This window comes from Flavobacterium panacagri, assembly GCF_030378165.1.
Taxonomy (GTDB): Bacteria; Bacteroidota; Bacteroidia; order Flavobacteriales; family Flavobacteriaceae; genus Flavobacterium; species Flavobacterium panacagri.
Genome location: NZ_CP119766.1, coordinates 1,374,950 through 1,397,760 on the forward strand (window position 1 = coordinate 1,374,950; position 22,811 = coordinate 1,397,760).

A 22,811-nucleotide genomic window follows, 5' to 3' on the forward strand; every position below is an offset into this window, starting at 1 on the left:
TGCTTGAATTCATTTTACATCCAGCTAAAGCTGGACGCTATTCAATCTTTTTATAAAATTAAATGGTTTATTGATTTAACTCAAATGCTCAATCATATCTTTGGTCATCGATTCCAAATCAAATTTATGATTCCACCCCCAGTCTTCCCTTGCTGAAGAATCATCAATACTAGCCGGCCAGCTGTCCGCAATTTTTTGACGGAAATCTGGATTGTAAGTGATTTCAAATTCTGGAATATGTTTTTTGATTTCCGCAGCAATTTCAGTTGGTGTAAAACTCATTGCGGCTAAATTGTATGAAGAATGTATTTTGATCTCTTCAACTGGTGATTTCATGATGTTGATTGTTGCATCAATGGCATCATCCATGTACATCATTGGCATTTTGGTTTCAGCAGATAAAAAGCATTCGTATTTTTTATCGGCAATAGCCTTATAAAAAATATCAACTGCATAATCTGTCGTTCCACCGCCTGGAGGAGTCGACCAGCTGATTAACCCTGGATAACGAATACTGCGAACATCTACACCGTATATATTATGATAGTATTCGCACCATCTTTCTCCTGCTTGTTTACTAATGCCGTAAACAGTAGAAGGTTCCATTACGGTATATTGAGGTGTGTTTTCTTTTGGAGTTGTTGGCCCAAAAACAGCGATACTGGATGGCCAGAAAATCTTCTGAATCTTTTTAGCTTTTGCTAAATTTAAAACATGAAAAAGAGAATTCATATTTAAATCCCAGGCAAAAGCAGGATTTTTTTCGGCTGTTGCTGATAAAAGAGCCGCCATCAAATAAACATCGGTAATTTGATGTACTTCTACCAAATGTTCAATCTGGTTAAAATCTAAAGCATTGACCACTTCAAAAGGCCCTGAATTAACAACATCAGTATTTAATTTTCGAATATCAGAAGCGATAACATTTTCGGTTCCGTATAATTTACGCAGTTTTTGCGTCAGTTCTGTTCCAATCTGACCGCAGGCACCAATGATCAATATTTTAGGATTCATTTTCAAAGATTTTTAGAGAGACAAATATAACGTTTTCGCAATTACTTACGCTTTTTAGAATCATAAATTATAAATTCTATAATTTAAAAGTTTGTTTGTTGGATTATTCTCTATTGACAGCGTGCAATTATTTACCGAAAAGCACGCAAAGATTTTTATTTTGTATTAAGTTTAGAAAACACAAAGTCCGCAAAGCTGGTTCAATATCTAGCTTTGCGAACTTTGTGTTTTTATAAAACGGTTTAATTTTAAAATCTTTGCGTGCTTTGCGGTTAAATTTTTCATGAAAAAAATTTAAATAAAGAATGATTTACTAAGATTTAATCTATTTAAGATATAAATTCTGCAGTAAAAAAATAACCTTGATTTATAGATTCTTTAGCAAAAAACAGAATTCGTAATTGTAAATTTACTTTGTAACTTTGCACCCTAACATTTTATGAAATGAAATATAGAATAGCGCTGTTTTTACTTTTGATTTTTGGACTGCAATCTTGTCAAAATGAGAATGAAAAGCGTCTTGCTGAAAATGCAAAAGAAGCTAAGAAAAAAGAAAAAATCTTTAATAATATTAATAAGGGCTGGACTTTTATAGATGAACCCATCAATGAGGTTTCGGAAGAGAATATAAAAAACTGGGCAGAATGGCGTGATTTCTTAAAAGAAATAGGAGATAAACCTAGAAAAACGATTGGCGCATTTCAGAAAAAATCGGCAGCTATTTCTAAAAAGGCAATGGCTTTGAACAATAATATTCCAACTCAGTTCAATCAGCCTCAAATTAAAAGCCGTATTTCGATTTTAATTACTAAAATAAAAATGCTGGATTTGTTTATTCATTTAAACACTATTCCAGATGATAAAGTTGTTTTTCTGATTCAGGAAATCAATAAAGAATTGATTTCATTGGAAAGACAAATGGATAAAATTGTCGAAAAAGCCAAAATACCAAAAGAACAAGGAGAAGAAGATTTCTTGAGAATGTTAGATACAACGCGCGCGATTCCGAATTCAAGCGCTCCTCAGGTTCCCATACAGCCAATAGATCAAAACGCACCAAAAGTTGAGTAAAAACGCCTTATATACAATCTATGACAATCTGCCGAAAGCGGAGCAGATTTCTAAAAGTTTACTGGAAGGAAATCAGATCAAAATGAACCTTAACGGTTTGCTGGGATCTTCTGTTTCCTTTATAATCCGTTCCGTTTTTAAGAAAACAGAACTGCCTTTTTTAATTGTTTTAGACAACAAGGAAGAAGCGGCCTATTACCTAAACGATTTAGAGCAAATGATCGGAGAGCAGGATGTTTTGTTTTATCCCGCATCTTTCCGTCGTCCATATCAGGTTGATGAAACTGATAACGCGAACGTTTTGCTTCGTGCCGAGGTTTTAAACCGAATCAATTCTAGAAAAAAACCAGCCATAATTGTAACTTATCCAGAAGCGCTTTTTGAGAAAGTAGTAACACGCCAGCAGCTAGATAAAAACACTTTAAAAGTCGCTTTAAACGATAAAATTTCGATTGATTTTATCAACGAAGTTTTATTTGAATACGAATTTAAAAGAGTCGATTTTATTACAGAACCGGGTGAATTTTCGGTTCGTGGTGGAATTGTCGATGTCTTTTCTTTTTCAAACGATCATCCGTATAGAATTGAGTTTTTTGGAAACGAAGTAGACAGTATCAGAAGTTTTGATGTAGAAACACAGTTATCTGTCGAAACGCATAAGAAAATTACAATTATTCCAAATGTTGAAAACAAGGTATTTCAAGAAAACCGTGAAAGCTTTTTAGATTATATTGCGGAAAAAACAGTTCTTTTTATCCAAAATACCGACGGACTTTTTAGTCAGTTAGACAAACAATTTGCTAGGGCAGAAGAAGCTTTTGAGAAATTATCAAAAGAAATAAAACACGCAACCCCGGAACAATTATTCCTGAATCAGGCGGCGTTTATCAAGAGAGCTTTAGATTTTTCTATTGTAGAATTGGCTTCAAAACCAATTTTTAAGACAACAAAAAAATACGAATTTCATATTCAGCCTCAGCCATCATTCAATAAACAATTTGATTTACTGCTGAATAATCTGAGCGATAATCACTTTAACGGATACAAAAATTATCTGTTCTGTTCGAATGAAACACAGGCCAAACGTTTTCACGATATTTTTGAATCATTAGACGAAGCTAATTCAGAGAATATCCGTAAACAATATAATACCGTTGTATTGCCTTTATACCAAGGTTTTATTGATGAAGAAAATCAGATTACGGCTTATACCGATCATCAGATTTTTGAGCGTTATCATAAATTTAATATCAAAAACGGTTATTCTAAAAAACAGAATATTACCCTTAAAGAATTAACGGCACTTTCTGTAGGTGATTATGTAACGCATATCGATCACGGAATTGGGAAATTCGGCGGATTGCAGAAAATTCAGGTGGAAGGCAAAACACAAGAAGCCATAAAATTGGTTTATGCCGATAATGACATTGTGTATGTGAGTATTCACTCGCTTCATAAAATTTCGAAATACAACGGAAAAGACGGAACACCTCCAAAAATCTACAAATTAGGATCCAACGCTTGGAAAGTTTTAAAACAAAAAACCAAAGCGCGTGTTAAACATATTGCATTCAATTTGATTCAATTGTATGCCAAACGTCGTTTAGAAAAAGGCTTTCAGTTTGCGCCAGACAGTTATTTGCAAAACGAATTAGAAAGTTCGTTTATTTATGAAGATACTCCAGATCAAACCAAATCAACAGCAGAAGTAAAAGCTGATATGGAAAGCGATCGCCCAATGGATCGTTTGGTTTGCGGGGATGTTGGTTTCGGAAAAACAGAGGTTGCCATTCGAGCGGCTTTCAAAGCAGTTGATAACAGTAAACAAGTAGCTGTTTTGGTTCCTACTACGATTTTGGCGTATCAGCATTACAGAACTTTCTCAGAGCGTTTAAAAGATATGCCCGTTTCTATTGGCTATTTAAACCGATTTAGAACTGCAAAACAAAAAACACAGACTTTAAAAGACTTAGCAGAGGGAAAACTGGATATTGTTATTGGAACACATCAATTAGTAAATAAAAATGTAGTTTTTAAAGACTTAGGTTTATTAATTGTGGATGAAGAACAAAAGTTCGGAGTTAACGTAAAAGATAAATTAAAAACAATTGCAGCCAATGTTGATACCTTGACATTGACGGCAACACCAATTCCGAGAACGCTTCAATTCTCCTTAATGGCAGCACGAGATTTATCTGTAATTACAACACCTCCTCCAAATCGTTATCCAATTGAAACGAATGTGGTTGGTTTTAATGAAGAAATAATTCGTGACGCGATTTCGTATGAAATTCAGCGAAACGGACAGGTTTTCTTTATCAATAACCGAATTGAAAATATCAAGGAAATTGCTGGAATGATTCAGCGTTTGGTTCCAAATGCCAGAGTTGGAATTGGCCACGGACAAATGGACGGCGCCAAACTCGAAGAATTGATGTTAGGTTTTATGAATGGAGATTTTGATGTTTTGGTAGCCACAACAATCATCGAAAGTGGATTGGACGTTCCAAATGCCAATACGATTTTCATCAATAATGCCAATAATTTTGGACTGTCCGATCTGCATCAAATGCGCGGTCGTGTTGGGCGAAGCAATAAAAAAGCATTCTGTTATTTCATCTGTCCTCCTTATTCATCAATGACCGAAGATGCAAGAAAACGTATTCAAGCATTGGAACAGTTCAGCGAATTGGGAAGTGGTTTCAACATTGCCATGAAAGATCTTGAAATTCGTGGTGCTGGGGATTTATTAGGCGGAGAACAAAGTGGTTTCATTAATGAAATTGGTTTTGATACGTACCAAAAAATCATGAACGAAGCGATTGAAGAATTAAAGGAAAACGAATTCAAAGATTTATATCCGGAAGAAAATGATATTGATACCAAAGAATACGTAAAAGACATTCAAATCGATGCCGATTTTGAATTGTTATTTCCTGACGAATATATCAATAACGTTTCGGAACGTTTGGTTTTATACAACGAATTAGGCGCGATAAAAGACGAAGCTGGTTTAAAGGAGTATGAAAGAAAATTGATTGACCGTTTTGGGCCACTGCCAAAACAAGCGACTGCATTGTTAAACAGCATCAGAATAAAATGGATTGCAACAAAAGTCGGAATCGAGAAACTGGTTTTAAAACAAGGTAAAATGATTGGTTATTTTGTTTCAGACCAGCAATCCGATTATTACCAGTCGGCGAAGTTTAGGAATGTTTTGAATTTTGTTCAAAAACAAAGTGCGCTTTGTAAAATGAAAGAAAAACAAACCGTAAACGGATTACGTTTATTATTGACTTTTGAAAATGTGAAGTCTATAAAACGTGCCCTGGAATTGATGGAGTTGTTTGAGGAGTAAAATGATCTATTAAGTTAAAAAAAGACCAATATAAATATTTATATTGGTCTTTTTTTAGTAATAATTTATGGTTTTTCTCCATTTAAAGTATTGTTGATATTATTAAAAGCTTTTTCTATGTTCTTACTGTTAGGATTTTCTTTATGAAACATTAAAGAGGTATAGAGTTTAATAGTTTCATTATCCAAGTCAAATTCAAGAATATTATTAATCTTCGTAATATTATTAGTCATCGAGCTTTTATTATACCATCTATCAAAAACAGAAAATCTTTGAAAGGCTTTATTATCATTATCATCACAAATATAAATTAATGCATTTTGAGTATTTTCAAAGAAAACTGTAATAATGCTTTTAATTGTCTCAGAAATTAGTACGTCAAATTGCGCAGGCTGATCGCTAATTTTATCTATGGTAATTTGATACACATTTCCAAGCTCTACACTGTCACTTATACAGGAAGCTAATGTGAAATCTTCATAGAAAGCAACTCGGTATTCAATTTGTCTTTTTGTGAAAAAACTATAATAACCAGAATTAAAAGTATAATTATATTGTTTTAACAAGTTTGATACCTTTTGAAGTTAAGGTTTCGGAGGAAGTTTTTCCTTGTAAAAAAGAACGTACAGCAACCTTATCTTCTCTCATCTTGATAATTGCTTTTTTAATTACTTCCTTATTTACTGTTGTAGTTTTCATATTGCAAAGTAACAGATTTAAGTTGAATATTGCAAAATTTGTAGTATTATTTTTTCATTTTAAGGACAAGTGACTGATTTTTAAATAGTTTTTAAATTTAAGTTTTCTTTATCTTTTATTTAAGAAAAATCTTAGAACTAAAAAGTTTTCTTTGATCCAAATTTTCAAAGACCACTTTATATGCAGAATCAATTTCTTATTCTATTTTTATTTTTAGGATTAACGACAATCTTCGCTCAAGAAAAAACTCAAATCATTTCAAAAGATTCTATTAAATCAGAAGAGATTGATCCGCTTCGTCCAGCAAAAGCGGCATTTTATTCTGCTATTTTACCAGGTTTAGGTCAGGTTTATAATAAAAAATATTGGAAAATTCCATTAGTGTACGGAGCAATTGGTACAAGTACGTATTTGTACATTGATAATCAAAAGAATTATAATTTGTATCGTGATGAATATAAAAGTAGACTGGAAGGACTTCCGAGTAAAAATCCAAGTTTGGCTGAATTAGACGAAAGCAGATTGATTAGAATTCAAAAAGGATTTCAAAGAAACAGAGATTTATCGGCTTTATTTATGGTTGGCTTTTATATCTTAAATATTATTGATGCCAATATTGATGCCGCTTTATCCCAGTTTAATGTTGACGAAAATTTGGCATTTAAACCTGCTGTCATAAAAAATGAGATCACATCAAACAATAATTTTGGTGTTGCTTTAAATTATTCGTTTTAAAATAACAAAAGGAACTCCGTTTTTAAAGACAGAGTTCCTTTTTTATTAGTTGTTAAAATTTTATAATTTCTTCAATCCCTTTAATTCTGAAGCAGTTCCTTCTTTGATGCTGATTGCAACACCACCGCCTGGAGCTAAATATTGCTTCAATTTAGTTTTTGAGTTTACAATAACTTTAGTAACCGTATATTTCTGTGGATTTTGATTCCAATTGGCATCTTTAGCATCAGCATAAATTGTCGCGATGAAATTTTTTCCAGCTGGTAAATACTCAAATGAAATGTTGGCTGTTCTTGTATTTTCGTCGGTAATTCCGCCAATAAACCATTCGTTTTTACCTTTTGCCTTGCGGGCAATTGTAATATAATCTCCAGGTTCAGCTTCCAGAATATAACTGTTATCCCAATCTACAGCAACATCTTTAATGAACTGAAAGGCATCTGGAAAACGCTCATAATTCCCTGGAATATCAGCTGCCATTTGCAGCGGACTGTACATCGTAACGTAATAAGCCAATTGTTTTACTAAAGTTGTATTAACTCGTTGCGTACTTCCCGTTCCGTAGTATGAAAGATCAGTTTGGAAAATTCCTGGTGTATAATCCATTGGCCCTCCCATTAAACGGGTAAATGGTAAAATTGTAGTGTGATCTGGAGCTAATCCTCCCATAGATTCAAACTCTGTTCCACGAGCAGATTCCTGAGCAATCCAGTTTGGATAAGTACGGTTTAATCCTGTAGGACGAACGGCTTCGTGACTGTTAATCATAATTTTATAATCGGCAGCACGTTTAGCAACATTGATGTAATGATTTACCATCCATTGTCCGTCATGATGTTCGCCACGCGGAATAATCTGTCCTACATAACCTGTTTTCACTGCATCATAACCATTATCATTCATAAATTGAAAAGCACGATCTAAACGACGTTCGTAATTGGTTGCAGATCCTGAAGTTTCATGGTGCATGATAATTTTTACACCTTTTGAAGCTGCATAAGCATGAACCGCTTTTACGTCAAAATCAGGATAAGCCGTTACAAAATCAAAAACCTCTTCTTTCCAGTTCCCAATCCAGTCTTCCCAGCCAATGTTCCAGCCTTCGATAAGAATGGCATCAAATCCGTTTTTAGCAGCAAAATCAATGTATTCTTTGGCACGTTCTGTTGTAGCTCCATGTTTTCCATTTGGAGTAAGTTTCGTAAAATCATCTGTTATTTTTACGTTATTTTCTTTTCCAAAAGCCCAAGTACTTCTTCCTGCTACAAAATATTCCCACCAAATTCCGATATATTTCACTGGTTTAATCCACGAAACATCTTTATATGAAGTTGGGTCATTCAAATTCAGAATAAGTTTAGAGGCTAAGATATCTGTAGCTTTATCACTTACAACAATTGTTCTCCAAGGGGTTTGTGTATCAGTTTGCATATATCCTTTTGCCCCAAGAACATCTGGTGCCAAATGACTGATCATTTTATTGTTCAGAGGATCAACTTCAAGATACATGGCTGGATAATTGATTAATCCGGCTTCGTGAATATTGATATACAAACCATCATCAGATTTCATCATGGATGGAGTTTGTACAGACAATGCTGCGATTGGCTGCTGTGCATTGATTTCAATTGTTGCTTTTTTCATCAACGAAGGAATCTCCGAAATTTTTGATGTGGTATAAGCATATTCGTTGGTATCATAATCTCCCGGAATCCAGAAAATTTTATGATTTCCAGCCAAGTTGAATTCAGAGCGTTCTTCTTTAATTACAAAATAACTAAGCTCATTTTGTTTTGGAAATTCATATCTAAATCCCAATCCGTCGTTAAATAAACGGAAACGAATACGGATAAATCTATTGTTGGTTTTTGCCTGAGCTAAAGTGACAACCAATTCGTTGTAATGATTGCGAATTGTTTTTTCTTCTCCTAAAACCGGATTCCAATTTTCATCAACAGAAGATTGAGCGGTATTTGTAATGGTAAAACCATCCATAAACGAAGCTCTGTTTTGAAGTTCTAAACCTAAAGAACTTGGTTTAATAACTGGTTTCTGTTTGTATGATAATTGGTAAGAAGGAATGCCTTCTTTTAATTCAAATTTTAGAGAAAGATTTTTGTCTGGCGAAGTTATTTCTTGTGCCTGAAGCCAAAATGTACTTAAGAATACAAAAAATAAAAGCGCTGTTTTTTTGCTCAAACGAATTTGAAGCAATGATTCTTGGGATTGAAAATTCATGTTATTTAGTTTTGTGCAAATTTAGGCTTTAAAGTTGCTTTAGAATATTAATTTTTCAATACTAAATATTGAAAAGGCTGAAGTGTTACATCTGAACCAATAGTAACAGAAGCTCCTGTAAAAGCATCTTTCCAGTTTCCTTTTAAAGTATTAGGAATAAGATGTTTTACTGTTGAATTTGTTAAGTTGGATAGCACAAATACTTTTTCAACATCTTTCATCATGGTGAAAGCACTAACAGCATCGCTGCTGTAACCGGTATATTCTCCAGATTTAATGGCTGCGCTTGTGTTTCTAAAAGCGATAATTTTTTTGTATTCTGCCAGCATTTCGTTGTCAGCAGTCGACCAGTCGATTGGTGTTTTGGCAAAATAGTTTAATCTTTTATCGTATCCAATTTCTTGTCCGTTATAAATCATTGGAATTGATTTTAAATATGCTGCTACAACAAAGGTTGCAATAGAGCCTTTTTTACCTCCGAAAAGTTCTAATGGTGTTCCATCAGAAAGGTTTACGTCGTGGTTGCTTGTGTATCGAACGACTCTGTTTGCAGGATCGTAAACATTAGCATATTCTGTAGCATTGGAATTCTGAATCGTTGTTGCCGATTTATTTTCTTTGAATAATTGTTCGATAGTATAAAAGAAATTAAAACCAAAAGTATAATCAAAACCAGAAGCAAAGTGATTGTATTTTGAACCTTCAGCCAGCATTAAAATAGTCTGGTTCTTTTTAATTTTTCGAAGTTTTGTTATCGCATCTGCCCAGAAATTGTTTGGGACAAAATCGGCATAATCGCATCTAAAACCGTCAATATTGGCATTGTAAACCCAGTAAGACATGGCATCGATCATGGCATCTTTCATTTCGTTATTGTTGAAATTTAGCTGTGCCACATCATTGTAATTGGTTCCCGGCGGAATAATTATATTCCCGCTTGCATCTTGCTGATACCAATCTTTATGTTGTGTAATCCAAGCATTGTCCCATGCGGTATGATTCGCAACCCAGTCTAAAACTACCGCCATATTTTTCTTGTGTGCTTCTTCAACTAATGTTTGAAGATCTTGTAAAGTTCCAAAATCTGGATTTACGGCTTTATAATCTTTTACCGCGTATGGAGAACCTAATTCGCCAGTTGCTCTTTCTTTTCCAACAGGATAAATAGGCATTAAATAAATTACATTGGCACCCAATTCTTGAATCTGGGTTAATCTGTCCTGAACGCCTTTTAAGTTTCCAGCCTGACTAAAAGCACGAATATTTACCTGATAAATTATGGCATCTTCTTTCTTTGGCATTTTGTCAAAAGGAGTTCCATATTGTGTGTAAGGAGATTTCGGAGCTTTGTTTTCGTCATCAGAAGAACTGCACGAAACGAAAGCCAGCGCAAGTAAGAACCCGTAAACGATTTTTATATTAAATTTCATAATATCTATATTTTAAATGGTTGAGAAGTAACCTGCCTTTCGAAGTAAAAAGACAGGTAAACTCAAACCAAACTTAACTTAATTTTTCAGCTATTTTTTTGTGATTGTATAGGTTAGTGTTGGAGGATATCCAAGACTTGCAGGATCGATATCGTTAATTTTCATTGTAATTTCATAAGTACCGCCTTCACCAATATAATGAGCTCCTTGATCATCTAGATAAGCAATTCCATCTGTAGTATTTTTAGATCCGTAATTGATTTTCCATTCGTTATTCAATCGAAACTTCACATTTCCAGGAACTAAAACTGCTGTAACTTTCCATGTTTTGGTTTGGTAATCGTAATTCATTGGCGTGCTGTTATCCCAGCTGCCAGAAGTAGCATCACCAACAATTCCCCAAGAGTAAGGTGTTGCAGACCATTTTAAAGTATTTAAATTCACTTTAACTTGATAAGAACCTTCACCAGGCAATGCAAAATCTTTAGTACTCATATTGACCATATCTGAGTTTGCTGCTCCGGCTCCGTAAAATTGTGCCCAGTTTCTTTCTGTATTTAATTTAAATACTGGTCCATAACCCGGCAATACCGTAACGTAACCTTGATAAACTCCTTTTGCAATAGCAGGTAAAGAATTGGCGATGTCTACATTCCATTCTCCTTGGTATGCTCCTGGCATATAAATTTCGCCAAAAACAACGCTTTTTTCATACGGCGTTACAGTCAAAGTAATAGGATTGGAAAAGACTTTACGATCCATAGCCGCTTCTACACGAACAACTAATTTACCTTCAACATCTATTGGAAGTCCTAAATCGACTGCAATTTTATTTAATTCCTGACCAATTAGAGTTTTGCTTAAAACAGCTGTACCAACTTCAATTCGTTTCGCTTTCAACCAAGCGTTGGCGCCACTGGTATCTCCAACTAAGTCAAACTGTAAAGCATAAGTCACGGGAGCATCAATTGGAAAAGTAACTTCGGGCCATGAAACGAGTAAAACTTGATCATCAGCAGTGTCTTCTGTTAAAACAATTTTTGTAGATGAAACAGTTATTTCCGATGGAAAACTAACAGATTTCAATGTTGTTAATTCGGCGTCGTTTTCGCAGGAAGAACCCAAAAAGAGCAAACTGCCAAGTATGAATAATTTATTAATATATTTTTTCATGATCGTTTTGTTTTTAGTAACCAGGGTTTTGTTTTAATCCGCGATTAGCATCTAAAGCTGAAGTAGGAATTGGGAACAGCTTTCTGAAAGCAGGAGATGCAGGTCTAAATTCATTTGCTAATAAAAATTTGTCAAAGCGAATCATATCTTGTCTTCTGTGCCCTTCCCAGTTTAGTTCAAATCCTCTTTCATTATAGATATCCTCAAGAGTAGGGTTGTGGTCTAATGCATTTAATCCTGCACGTACTCTAATTTGATCAATAAAAGGTTTTGCAGCTGCTGCATTTCCTAATCGAGCATTACATTCGGCCATCATTAAAATAACATCGGCATATCTAAAAATCGGAAAATCATTAGAAGCACCTCCTCCTGTTCTTGGTGCAACAGGGTAAAATTTCACATTACGAACACCCGCTTGCGGATCTGCTCCCGGATTGTCTAATGAAGCAACATCTAATGTATAATTGAAACCGCCTGGTTGTTCTCCAAACAAAAACTGTTTTCTACGAATATCATTTGCATCATATTTTAGGAAAAAATCTTTAGGAACAATTGTACCATTCCAACCGCTGAAACCAAATAAAGATTGAGCATGAGCACCGTACAAACTGCGAACAGCATAAACGTTACGAGAAACAATATCTAAAGTTGCATAGATTGGAAGAATAGTTTCGTCCTCAGGAAGTACGTCTCCAAACAATTCATAATATTTGCTTCCCAAAGGATTTGAAGCATCTGCAGCCCCTGAATGAAGTGTAAATCCTCCGTCAGCGACTTTATTACAAGCTGCTAAAGCTTCATTCCATTTTGGAGTTCCTGTATACACTTCTGCATTTAGATAGACTTTTGCCAGCAAAGTATATCCTGCCCATTTATTGAATCTACCATAGTAATTTCCTCCTCTTGTACCAGACAATAATTCAACGTTTTCCGTTAATTCTTTTACTATAAAATCATAAACTTCCTTACGGCTTGACTGTGGAATTTTATCAACAGTAATATTATTATCAGTAAAGAAAGGAACATCTCCATAATCATCAATTAATAAATAATAAAAGAAAGCTCTCAATGTTTTAGCTTCAGCAATTTTTGAAGCCTCAGCATTTGATTTTTCTAATAAATTAACAGCTAGATTAGCACTGAAAATTGATTTGTAAAGCCAGTTCCAAGTATTGTTGATAATGAAGTCTGTAGGCAGCCATTCGTGTTTATGCAGACGAGCAAAATCCATCTGCCAGTCACCAGTATTTCTGTGCGGAATAACCTGCTCATCAGAAGACATACAGTTCATGTCGTACCATCCGTTATCTGCGCCAGCATAACCAACACCAGAAGCATTATCTCTCATAAATTCTCCAGGAACTTGAGCATATACACTTGCCAGTGCAATATCAGCTCCTTCTGGAGTTCCGTAAAAATCTTCTGCAGGATATTTATCATACACATTTTCGTCTATATCTGTACAGCTAAAAAGTGTCAGGAAACATAAGCTTCCTGTTATCAATATATTTTTAAGTTTCATGTTTTTTACTATTTAAATTTTACAGTCAAACCAAACGCCACGCTTCTTGTACGAGGATAAATTCCTCTGTCACCTCCAAAGTTATCTTCAGGTCTGCCACTTCCGCTTACGTTCAATTCTGGATCAATACCTGAATAATCCGTGATTAGGAATAAGTTGTTTCCTGTAAGTGAAAGTCTAATAGTATCAATGTATTTATCTGTAAAACGGAAAGTATATCCCGCTGTAAGATTTTCTAAACGAATGAAAGAACCGTCTTCTAACCATAAATCGGAACCATAAGGAGAAGTATAAATTCCTTGCTCTACTGCACTTGCCAAAACATTCGATTTACCTATGTTTTCCAATCGGCTTAAGTTTGAGCGTAATCCGTTGTAGATTTTATTTCCTCCTGAACCTCTTAATAGTAAAGAAGCATCAAAGTTTTTATATCTGTATGATGGATTAAAAGCAAAAGTATAAGTTGGTAAAGCAGAACCAGCATAGTAACGATCTGGACTTTTTACACCTTGATCAATTACACCATTCCCGTCACGATCCAAAACAGTTTCAACATTATTTTCATTTTTTCCGGTATGTTCCAAAATGTAAAAAGCGCCAATTGGTTTTCCTTTAACTAAATAAGAGTTTGCAGCTCCCCAAGGAACATAATCAGTATTTAAAGGAACGCCGTTAATACTGCCATTTAAATTAAGAACTTCATTTTTCATAAAGGATACATTTCCTCCAAGAGTAAGTGTGCTGTTGTCTGATTTAATTACATCATAAGCAAGTGATACCTCAATACCTTTATTCGAAATACTTCCAACATTTGCTTTAATAGTAGGATATGGATATGGAGGTTGGGGTACTGTGTAATCAAACAAAAGGTTTTCTGTTTTAGAAGTGTACACATCAACAGTTCCTCTTAATCTATTGTTTAATAAAGCGAAATCAATACCTAAATTGGTTTGTTTTTTAGTTTCCCATTTTAGATCGGCATTTGCATTTTGTGTAATTACATAGTTTGTAATTGGATTTCCTCCAAAATAAGTAGTACCGCTGCTGCCAACTAAAGACAATGAGTTTTGAGGGTAAAGCCCTTGCTGATTACCTGTTTCTCCATAACCGGCGCGAAGTTTTAACTCATCAAACAAGTTTTGGTTTTGCATGAAAGGCTCTTTGTGGATTTGCCATGCCACAGATGCAGATGGGAAATTCCCCCATTTATTATTTACTCCAAATACCGAAGAACCATCACGACGAATACTCGCTGTAACTAAATAACGGTCTAGCAAAGAATAATTTAATCTTCCTAAAAACGAAACTAAAGTTCTGTCATTTTTATAAGATTCAATATCTCCGGGACGAATCTTGGTTAAATCACCTAATTGAAGTGCATTGTAAGTAGCATCATCATTAATAAAACCTCTTACCTGTGCAAAATTTCCTTGGTACATTTGATTTTGCCATTCGTATAAACCTAACACGTTTATATTGTGTATGCCAAAAGTTCTTTTATAATTAAGGCTAAAGTTGGTTAATTTCTCATTTTGTCTTCTGTTTCGAACATTTCCGTAACCATTTTGATCAATTGCATAAGCACTTGTTGAAACTACAGGAAGATAATACCCTTCCGTTGTATTTGTTTTTCTCCAGCTTCCAAACCAGTTTGCAGTTAAACCTTTAGCTAAATCTAAATCAGCTTTCAAGCTTCCGAATATGTTATCATTTTCTGCATTATTGGAAACACTTTGTGCAGCAGCATACGGATTTAAATATTGGAACACATTCGAATCTGTAAAATAAGTGCCGTCAGTATTGAAAACAGGATCTGTCGGTCTAACTAAATAAGCATTTGTAATCAGATTTGATGTATAAGCTGCTGTTCCAATACTTTGAATAATACTGGTTGTATTGTTAATACCAGTATTTAAATTGAAAGTCAATTTTAATTTATCATTCAAAGCCAATTGAGTAGCCTGAATACGTCCGATGTATTTTTGATTACTAGAATTAATTACAACTCCGTCTTGCAAAATAGCAGTTAAAGAAGCTCTATAATTAAATTTATCAGTTCCTCCGCCAAAAGACAAAGTGTGTGTTTGTGTAAGTCCAGTTTGAGTCAAAAGACCGTACCAATCTGTATTAGAACCGTGATTTGCAGATGCTGGAACGCCCACGCTTTTAGCTGCTGCCCACCATTCGTCAGCATTCAACATATCTAATTTTTTCGGAATAAAATCCAAGGAAGTAGAACCTGTATATTCCATTGTAGTTCTTCCTGCTTTATTCTTTTTAGTTGTCACAATGATTACACCAGGCGCGCCTCGAGAACCATAAATTGCAGTCGCAGAAGCATCTTTTAGAATATCATAACTTTCAATTTCGCTTGGCGGAACCTGATTCAGTAAGTCCATATTTCCCTGAATTCCATCTACCACTACCAAAGGATCACTTCCGCCAATCAAAGATGAAATTCCACGAATACGAACGCTTGGCCCTTGACCAGGCTCGCTCCCCAATTGAGTAATATTAACACCTGCCGCTTTTCCAGCAATTAACTGCAACGGATTAACTATTGCACCTTGATTCATATCTTTAGCTGCAATAGAAGAAACAGCTCCAGTAACATCTCTTTTTGTTGCTGTACCGTAACCTACAACCACAATTTCCTGTAAATCGGTTGCATCTGGCAGAAGCTGAATATTAATTACGCTTTGATTAGCCACTACTTTTTTCTCTTTATATCCAACAAAAGAGACAACGATTACAGATTGACTGCTTTCGACAGTAAGTTTATATTTTCCATCAAAATCGGTTACGATTCCGTTTTTAGTTCCTTCTTCAATAACCGATGCTCCAGGAAGAGGCAGGCCATTTTCATCTGTAATTATTCCAGAAACAGTCTGCTTTTGAAATTCAATTCTTTCTGTTTTGAGTTCGGGTTTTTTAAGGATAATCTGTGTATCGCGAATTTTAAATTCGGTTGGAGTTCCTTTAAAAAGTTTATCTAAAACCACATATATAGACTGATCCTTTACAGAAATTGAAACGGTGCGATCCAAGTCGATATCATTCAATTTGTAAATAAATCTGAAGTCGGTTTTTTGTTCAATGGTCTCAATAACCTTCTCGATTGTTGAATTGTTTAATTCAAGGGTAACTTTTGTTTTTTGGGCATAAGTACTTGCTTTGATATTAAACATGGCGACCAAAATAAGTAGAGTAGTTAGTTTCAATTTTAGGTCATTTTGGAACAATGAGTATAGGAACCCATTATTCTTAGATTTTTTTTTCATAATTTTGTTAATTGATTGTAGTTAATTCGTTATATTCAATCACTTAGTTAATCGGAAATTGTTCGCAGCTCTTTCCGATTTTTTTATTCCCGCAATGTTATTTCATCATATTTTTTTGTTGGTTTTAGAGGTTAGTTAATTAGTATTTGATTGTCTTTTATGATGTAATTAATGCCATGAATGTCATTAAAATAACTCATTACATTTTCTATAGATTCTTCTTTAAAACTGGCATTAAATTTCTCGTTGGCCAGTTTTTCATTTTTATTGATAATCGTCACATTATAACGTCTTTCCAGTTTGGTGATAATGTTTTTGAAAGTCATGTTTCTAAATGTCAGTCCGCCATCAATCCATGAAGTGTAGATTTCTGTAATAACTGGTTTTGTAAAGATTGAAGCATTTTCTTTATTGAAACTTCCTTTATAACCAGGCTTTAAAATCGTGTTTTTAGCAGCATCAAACTCTTCGTTGGAACGATACATTCCAACAGAACCTTCGACCAAAACAACATCGGTAAGGTTGTCTTCGGGATAATTAGAAACATTAAAATGAGTTCCTAAAACGCGGACATTCAGTTCGTCAGCATTCACTATAAAAGGATGTTTTTTGTCTTTGGCTACATCAAAAAAAGCTTCTCCGTTCAAATAAACCTGACGATTCTCTCCAGCGATAAACTTAACAGGATATCTCAAAGTGGTTCCAGAATTTAAATGAACCATAGTTCCATCAGACAATTCTAAACGGAATTTTTTACCGTACGGAATTTTAAGTGTGTTATAAACTAATTTATCAGAATCTGTTTCTTTTTCATAAACCAATTTATCGCCGTTTTGATTTCCAATAACATTTCCATTTTTATCCTGAACCTGAACTTTACCATTTTCAGAAATAATCTGAACCGTTCCGTCTTCCATTTGTAAAACAATATCAGTGCTTTTAAAATCGAAAGGAACTTCAGCCGTTTTATTCAAGAAAATTTGTTTATAAGCAAAACCAATTCCAAGAAGCACTAAAAGCGATGCAGCAATTGAAATATACTTTCTGCGATTCGATTTTTTAGGTTGCAGTTCGATTACAGTTTCTTGTTCTTTAGCAGCTGCTAGAATGTTATCAAAAATAGAATCCGCTTTTTGAGCTTCCATTTTTGGCATTTCGTTTAAAAGTTTTTGCACTTCTTCTACAGTCGGAAAATCGTCTGTCAATTTGTTATCACGGCAATAAGCAATTACCTGCTCAGTTTCTTTGGCAGTACATTGATTGAGAATAAACTTTTCTAAAAGCGTTTTTATTTCAGAATTTGAATTCATTAAAGAATGTTTTTTTAGGTTCTGTGTTTCTATAATACAGTTGAGTGAAAGGGGAGTACTACTCAAACGTTATAAATTTTTAAATTTTAACATTTTAAATATTTTATAGTTTTGATTGTCAGTATTTTGTATTGTATTTTTTTATGATGAAAACCATTTTTTGCATTTAGGATTTCAATCTTTGGAAACCTTTAAATTGCCTCCAGCTTTAGCTGGAGGTTGGAAGAATACACTGCAAAAGGCTTTAGCCAAACTAACTATTTTGGCTAAAGCCTAACTGATTACTTATTTTAAGACCTCCAGCTAAAGCTGGAGGCAATTAATCTTCATTTTTAGCCACAGATTAAAGAATTTCCACAGATTGAAATCCATTTAATCTTTTAATCTGTGGCTAAAAAATCAAAATTATAATCAAAAAAAAATCACTCCGAAGAGTGATTTTAATGGTCATTATTGTGGTTTTGGTTAGATAATTTCATCGTGAAGTTGAAAAAAACCGCGCATCGATTCGAGCGCTTTACTCATTTGATTCCGGACTGTATTTATTGATATTCCGAGTTCATTACTTATTTCTTCATAGCTCATTCCTTTTTTCCGCGACATCTTAAAAATCTGCCGTCGTTTAGGAGGAAGCTGTTTTATTGCCTGTTTTCGGAGTTTCTTACAATCGGCTTCGCGAATGGCGTAATCTCCGTATTCATGTGTTTTCTGACTTTCGTAGAAAACGGCTTCTTTCAATATAATTTCGTTTGCGGCTTTGTTCAAAACATTAAAAGCCTGATTTCTTGCGATTGTAAAAATATAAGCCTTAAACGACTGTTCTATATTTAAACTCTCGCGATTGAGCCAAACTTTCATAAAAACATCCTGAACATTCTCTTCTGCGGCCTCTTTTGATTTTAGAAGACTAATGCTGTATCCATAAATATCTTGGTGATATAAATCAAAAAGTTGGCGAAAAGCTTTTTCGTTTCCGTTTTTGAGTTCACTTACCAATAATTTTTCACTATGGTCGGCAGCTTCTAACAATTTAATCTCGTTTATTTAATTCTAATGGTATTAAACTATCAAAATGCGAGGTCTAATGTCTGACTTCTTCGCAAATATATAAAAATATTATTCGCAACAAATTATATATAAAAAAACTTATTTCTGATTTTTTGTTAGTTTTTTAGAGAAAGATGTAAAATGTCGTGTAAAGTGGCTTTATTACAAGTAAGTGTCATATTGACGCTTTTGTAAAATAAAGTTCATTTCAGAATTTGACTTTTGAGAATATTCTTATTTGAGAAAAATGAAATTTGGAAGGAAGTACTGTATTTACTCAAAAAAAAATCCTTTCATCTTTCATTAAAAAGATAAAAGGATTGTATGAAGAGGAATCAAAATGGATTCTCCAGTACGAATTTTGAATTAGTTTTTCAAGTCTTTAATTACTTTAAAAGCAACATCGACCTGATCTTCTCCAACAAGAATTGTAAACTCGTTTGAAGTCGAAATTACTTCATTAATAATAATTCCTTCCCAAGCCAAACGCTGGAAAATGAAGTAATAAATACCAGGAACAACAATGTTTTCTTTTGGTAATTTTACCGTAATCGAAGCTAAATTATCTAATTTCTGAATTAGTTTTTCTCTCATAAAGTGTTTTTCAACTAAATGATTAACACTACTGCTGACAACAATATTGGTTTCGTTTACACCACGAGATGAGGTATAAAAAATGTCAGATAAAGCATTAATATCAGAGATTAAATCTGCCTGTTTGTTTAAAACAGTTTCAGAAGCAGCAAAAGTGTAATCCGTAAGTTCAGAACGAACCGTGATTTCGCCAATATTTTTAATTACTTTATTGATTTTGTGATTCAATTTAAAATCTAGTTCTTCTGTAAGTCGTTTTAAAGACATTACTACAGCGCCTTGTTTTACTTCTTTACCAAACTCGCTTTCTAATTCGGTCATAATATTTCGCGAAAGTGAAGTCAGGTTAATAATTCCGAGCGAGAGGGCATTCAATAAAAATGGTTTTGTTTTAATGTAGTTTTCTACAATAGAAGAAACAGTTTTCATAATCTTTTTTTTTTTTTGTATTCGGTTGGTTGTTAATTTAACATTGCGATGTTATAAATCTCTGCAAATATAAATAAAAAAACAAATTGTTACAATTATAACAATAAAAAATTATGTTAAAAGTGATAAAAAGCGTCGGTAAGATGTTCAATTGCAAATGATTCGCCGTTTTTGTGGATCGCAATGATGTCAAAACGGACTTCTATATCTTCCGGAAAATCCTTTTCCCTATCGTTTATGTAGGCATTTACTGCTTTAATGAGTAATTGAATTTTTTTGGACTTCACAAAATCTTGTGGAGAACCAAAATCTAAACTCGAACGAGTCTTAACTTCTACAATCGCTAAAACAGCATCTTTTTGAGCAATTATATCTATTTCAGCTTTCTGAATAACAAAGTTTCGCTCTAGAATGGCATATCCATTTTCTTTTAGATGTGCCTCTGCAAGATCTTCTCCTAATTTTCCTAGTTCATTATGTTTTGCCATAGGTTTTGTTGTTTCAAGTTTCAGGTTTCAGGTTTTCTGTATGTAAAAAAGTAAAGCCGCAAAGTATTGTTAAACTTTGCGGCTTTGCGTCTCTGCGAGATTTTTATGTGGTATTTAAGCCTTTTAAAGAGAGAAAGGTTAAATGGATATAGTTCTATTTTTTAAATGTCAATGTGCTTCCTGTTGCTGTAACTTCCATTGTAACTATATTTCCCATAACTAAAGCTCTGTTGTCTCTAATATGTCCTGCTGGGAAATTGAAAATTACTGGAATGTTATATTTTTTGGTCACATCGTCAATAATTTCCAGTGCATTTTTACCCCAAGGCACTTCATTGTCTTTCATGCTGGTCATTCCTCCAATAATAATTCCTTTTAGGTTTTCGATGCATCCATTTCGTCTTAAATTCATCATCATACGGTCAATATGATACAGATATTCGTCCAAATCTTCGATAAATAAAATTTTATCTCTACAGTCAATTGCAGAAGGAGAACCTAATAAACTGTATAAGATAGATAAATTACCTCCGACTAATTCTCCGGTTGCAGTTCCGAAACGATTCATTGGCGTTGGGCTAATGGAATAAGAAATTGGCTCACCAAACAAACTAGCTTTTAAAGAACTCACGGCATCTGGAGTTGCTCTTGGAACTGTTACAGGCATAATTCCGTGGATAGATTTGTAGCCCATCGTATTTAAATGGTTGTGCAGAACCGTAACGTCACTGAAACCAATAACCCATTTCGGATGCAGTTTGAATTTGGTAAAATCCAACAAATCTAACATTCTTACCGTTCCATAACCGCCACGAACGCACCAGATTGCTTTAATATTTGGATTGTCCATTTGCTTTTGAAAATCGGCTGCTCTTTGTTCATCTGTTCCTGCTAGTTGATGATAATCTAAACCAATTGTGCTTCCAACAACGGCTTCTAAGCCCCAGCTGTGCAATAAATCAATTGTTGGTTTTAAGTTATCGTCGATATTTTTTCTAGCTGTTGCTAAAAGTGCTACAGTATCTCCTTTTTGTAAATAGGGTGGTGTTATCATGTTTTGTTGAGATTGACAAGTGAATGATTGAAAAGCAAAAATAAGAAATGCGACTCTATATAGGATAAAGTGTTTTTTGAAGTGTTGAAAGCTTTTTCTATTCATTTTTCTTTTTGCTTAAAATTATAAATTATTTTAATTCTTATTTTAATAAAACGGAACACATCCATATTTAGTTTCCAATTCTTTTAAAATTACAATTAACCCTTCATCTGCTTTTTCAGATTGTACATTGGCAAAAAGAATAAACGCTTTGTTGGTGGCTTTACAAATATACACTTTGGTTAAAAATGTTCCAGGATTTCCATTATGAAATGAATATTGCTGTTCATTATTTTTGTTGAGTTCTGGATACCAGCCAAAAGAAAATTCGGGCAGGCCAAAATGCATATAATTAAATTCTTCTTCTGTAAAAAGTTTAGATTTTCCTTGTAAACCTTTAAGCTGTAGTTGAATGAATTTACAAAAGTCAGGTAAGCTTACATTGATATTTCCAGCTGACGAAAGCCAGTTTAATTTATAATTTAAAGCTGGTTTTTCAGGAATCAGATTTTCATCATGTCCCCAAGGCTGATTTTTGTCTTTTAAATTCGGCTGACCAAATTCAAAATCAATATTCAGGCTTTTTCCTAGTTCTTGTACTAAGGTTTCGTATGTTTTTCCAGTCGCTTTTTCTAGCATTAATCCGGCCGCTACGTAACTAGGATTAGAACCATAAACATCTTGCTTTTCTGAAATAGAAGAAGTTTTTACGAAAAACCATTTCATAAACTCGTAACGTTGTTCAGGGTTTGTTCCTTTTATTTCTTTTTGGGTTGGAGTTTTATTTCCATACGACCAAGTTGGCATGTGTGCTCTAAACGTTATAAAATCTCTTAAAGTAAAATTGTAATAATTGGGATTACTTCCAGCTTTTAATTCTGGGTATAAATCAAAAAATTTAGTTTCCCATTTCAAATTGCCCTCTTTAACCAAAACTGCAGCTAAATATGCTGTAATCGTTTTTGTTATTGAACCAAGTCTGAATCGGTCTGATAATTCAGCCTTTAAATTACTGTTGATTTTTTTATATCCTAAAGCATTTATTTCTAAAATAGAATGAGAAGAAACTATGGCGTACGCTATTTCTGGAATATTATACTTTACTCTAATACTGTCAACAAATTGGCTGTTTTTCTGAGAATAACAAAGTGTGTTGTAGCTTAAGAATAGTATAAATATCGAAAGGATTTTTTTCATTTTCTAAATGGCAAATTGAGCCAGCAAGTTACATGAGAATTTGAATATAAAAAAAGGAAATGTAAAATAAATATTTAGAAAATTCTTACAAATAAATCAATTTTTTATACATTAGTTTTTTATTTAAGT

At 33.8% G+C, this 22,811-nt stretch carries 17 protein-coding genes; 3 read left to right on the forward strand and 14 right to left on the reverse strand.

The features are described 5' to 3' along the window. Positions 1-75 precede the first annotated feature (75 nt). Entirely contained in the window at positions 76-1,014 is a 939-nt protein-coding gene (locus P2W65_RS06280) for an L-threonine 3-dehydrogenase (protein WP_289664313.1), read from the reverse strand. Positions 1,015-1,458: 444 nt separating this feature from the next. Here P2W65_RS06280 and P2W65_RS06285 point away from each other — a divergent pair, with 444 nt between their 5' ends. Both P2W65_RS06285 and mfd read left to right on the forward strand, forming a co-directional pair. Beyond that, positions 1,459-2,085, forward strand: a complete 627-nt coding sequence (locus P2W65_RS06285; protein ID WP_289664315.1) for a hypothetical protein — start codon at positions 1,459-1,461, stop codon at positions 2,083-2,085. Continuing rightward, entirely contained in the window at positions 2,078-5,443 is a 3,366-nt protein-coding gene (gene mfd / locus P2W65_RS06290; protein ID WP_289664316.1) for a transcription-repair coupling factor, read from the forward strand. Before P2W65_RS06285 ends, mfd begins: the two co-directional genes overlap by 8 nt. 65 nt (positions 5,444-5,508) lie before the next feature. Here mfd and P2W65_RS06295 read toward each other — a convergent pair whose 3' ends face one another. Then, positions 5,509-6,009 carry a DUF6169 family protein gene (locus P2W65_RS06295; protein ID WP_289664317.1) on the reverse strand — a complete coding sequence of 167 codons (501 nt, stop codon included), beginning with the start codon at positions 6,007-6,009 and terminating at the stop codon, positions 5,509-5,511. Beyond that, complete coding sequence (locus P2W65_RS06300; protein ID WP_289664319.1) at positions 5,993-6,142, reverse strand: hypothetical protein; 150 nt, start codon at positions 6,140-6,142, stop codon at positions 5,993-5,995. The genes P2W65_RS06295 and P2W65_RS06300 overlap by 17 nt, the downstream gene beginning before the upstream one ends. Positions 6,143-6,322: 180 nt before the next feature. On the opposite strand from P2W65_RS06300, the gene P2W65_RS06305 reads away from it, so the two are divergent. Next, positions 6,323-6,877 (forward strand): DUF5683 domain-containing protein, encoded by a 555-nt coding sequence (locus P2W65_RS06305; protein ID WP_289664321.1) that lies wholly within the window; start codon positions 6,323-6,325, stop codon positions 6,875-6,877. Positions 6,878-6,937: 60 nt separating this feature from the next. Here the strand turns inward: P2W65_RS06305 and P2W65_RS06310 are convergent, their stop codons facing one another. The 11 genes from P2W65_RS06310 to P2W65_RS06360 form a co-directional block, all read right to left on the reverse strand. Further along, the gene (locus tag P2W65_RS06310; RefSeq protein ID WP_289664324.1) at positions 6,938-9,115 is read right to left on the reverse strand and encodes a glycoside hydrolase family 97 protein; all 2,178 of its coding nucleotides are present in this window, start codon (positions 9,113-9,115) and stop codon (positions 6,938-6,940) included. A 47-nt stretch (positions 9,116-9,162) separates the two neighbouring features. Continuing rightward, positions 9,163-10,545, reverse strand: a complete 1,383-nt coding sequence (locus P2W65_RS06315; protein ID WP_289664326.1) for an alpha-amylase family glycosyl hydrolase — start codon at positions 10,543-10,545, stop codon at positions 9,163-9,165. A 90-nt stretch (positions 10,546-10,635) separates the two neighbouring features. Then, complete coding sequence (locus tag P2W65_RS06320; RefSeq protein ID WP_289664328.1) at positions 10,636-11,718, reverse strand: SusE domain-containing protein; 1,083 nt, start codon at positions 11,716-11,718, stop codon at positions 10,636-10,638. A 13-nt stretch (positions 11,719-11,731) separates the two neighbouring features. Continuing rightward, the gene (locus P2W65_RS06325) at positions 11,732-13,240 is read right to left on the reverse strand and encodes a RagB/SusD family nutrient uptake outer membrane protein (RefSeq protein ID WP_289664330.1); all 1,509 of its coding nucleotides are present in this window, start codon (positions 13,238-13,240) and stop codon (positions 11,732-11,734) included. 8 nt (positions 13,241-13,248) lie between these two features. Beyond that, a complete protein-coding gene (locus P2W65_RS06330; protein WP_289664331.1) occupies positions 13,249-16,461 on the reverse strand; it encodes a TonB-dependent receptor in 3,213 nt (1,070 codons plus the stop codon). A 191-nt stretch (positions 16,462-16,652) separates the two neighbouring features. Beyond that, positions 16,653-17,831 (reverse strand): FecR family protein, encoded by a 1,179-nt coding sequence (locus tag P2W65_RS06335; RefSeq protein ID WP_179000690.1) that lies wholly within the window; start codon positions 17,829-17,831, stop codon positions 16,653-16,655. A 465-nt stretch (positions 17,832-18,296) separates the two neighbouring features. Continuing rightward, positions 18,297-18,860 (reverse strand): RNA polymerase sigma factor, encoded by a 564-nt coding sequence (locus P2W65_RS06340; RefSeq protein ID WP_179000688.1) that lies wholly within the window; start codon positions 18,858-18,860, stop codon positions 18,297-18,299. Between the two features lie 384 nt (positions 18,861-19,244). Further along, positions 19,245-19,901 (reverse strand): hypothetical protein, encoded by a 657-nt coding sequence (locus tag P2W65_RS06345; RefSeq protein ID WP_008466087.1) that lies wholly within the window; start codon positions 19,899-19,901, stop codon positions 19,245-19,247. Between the two features lie 116 nt (positions 19,902-20,017). Beyond that, the gene (locus P2W65_RS06350; RefSeq protein WP_289664333.1) at positions 20,018-20,389 is read right to left on the reverse strand and encodes a YraN family protein; all 372 of its coding nucleotides are present in this window, start codon (positions 20,387-20,389) and stop codon (positions 20,018-20,020) included. 154 nt (positions 20,390-20,543) lie between these two features. After that, positions 20,544-21,443, reverse strand: coding sequence for a S66 peptidase family protein (locus P2W65_RS06355; RefSeq protein ID WP_289664334.1), 900 nt, complete (start codon positions 21,441-21,443; stop codon positions 20,544-20,546). A 147-nt stretch (positions 21,444-21,590) separates the two neighbouring features. Further along, positions 21,591-22,682 (reverse strand): serine hydrolase domain-containing protein, encoded by a 1,092-nt coding sequence (locus P2W65_RS06360; RefSeq protein ID WP_289664335.1) that lies wholly within the window; start codon positions 22,680-22,682, stop codon positions 21,591-21,593. Positions 22,683-22,811: the final 129 nt, after the last annotated feature.

Excerpts from the sequence above, each read along its gene's own strand:
- P2W65_RS06345 (WP_008466087.1), bottom strand. The coding sequence starts at position 19,901 with ATGAAAACTGTTTCTTCTATTGTAGAAAACTACATTAAAACAAAACCA.
- P2W65_RS06320 (WP_289664328.1), bottom strand. The coding sequence starts at position 11,718 with ATGAAAAAATATATTAATAAATTATTCATACTTGGCAGTTTGCTCTTT.
- P2W65_RS06300 (WP_289664319.1), bottom strand. The coding sequence starts at position 6,142 with ATGAAAACTACAACAGTAAATAAGGAAGTAATTAAAAAAGCAATTATC.
- P2W65_RS06280 (WP_289664313.1), bottom strand. The coding sequence starts at position 1,014 with ATGAATCCTAAAATATTGATCATTGGTGCCTGCGGTCAGATTGGAACA.
- P2W65_RS06305 (WP_289664321.1), top strand. The coding sequence starts at position 6,323 with ATGCAGAATCAATTTCTTATTCTATTTTTATTTTTAGGATTAACGACA.
- P2W65_RS06335 (WP_179000690.1), bottom strand. The coding sequence starts at position 17,831 with ATGAATTCAAATTCTGAAATAAAAACGCTTTTAGAAAAGTTTATTCTC.
- P2W65_RS06355 (WP_289664334.1), bottom strand. The coding sequence starts at position 21,443 with ATGATAACACCACCCTATTTACAAAAAGGAGATACTGTAGCACTTTTA.
- P2W65_RS06310 (WP_289664324.1), bottom strand. The coding sequence starts at position 9,115 with ATGAATTTTCAATCCCAAGAATCATTGCTTCAAATTCGTTTGAGCAAA.
- P2W65_RS06285 (WP_289664315.1), top strand. The coding sequence starts at position 1,459 with ATGAAATATAGAATAGCGCTGTTTTTACTTTTGATTTTTGGACTGCAA.
- P2W65_RS06325 (WP_289664330.1), bottom strand. The coding sequence starts at position 13,240 with ATGAAACTTAAAAATATATTGATAACAGGAAGCTTATGTTTCCTGACA.
- P2W65_RS06315 (WP_289664326.1), bottom strand. The coding sequence starts at position 10,545 with ATGAAATTTAATATAAAAATCGTTTACGGGTTCTTACTTGCGCTGGCT.
- P2W65_RS06360 (WP_289664335.1), bottom strand. The coding sequence starts at position 22,682 with ATGAAAAAAATCCTTTCGATATTTATACTATTCTTAAGCTACAACACA.
- P2W65_RS06350 (WP_289664333.1), bottom strand. The coding sequence starts at position 20,389 with ATGGCAAAACATAATGAACTAGGAAAATTAGGAGAAGATCTTGCAGAG.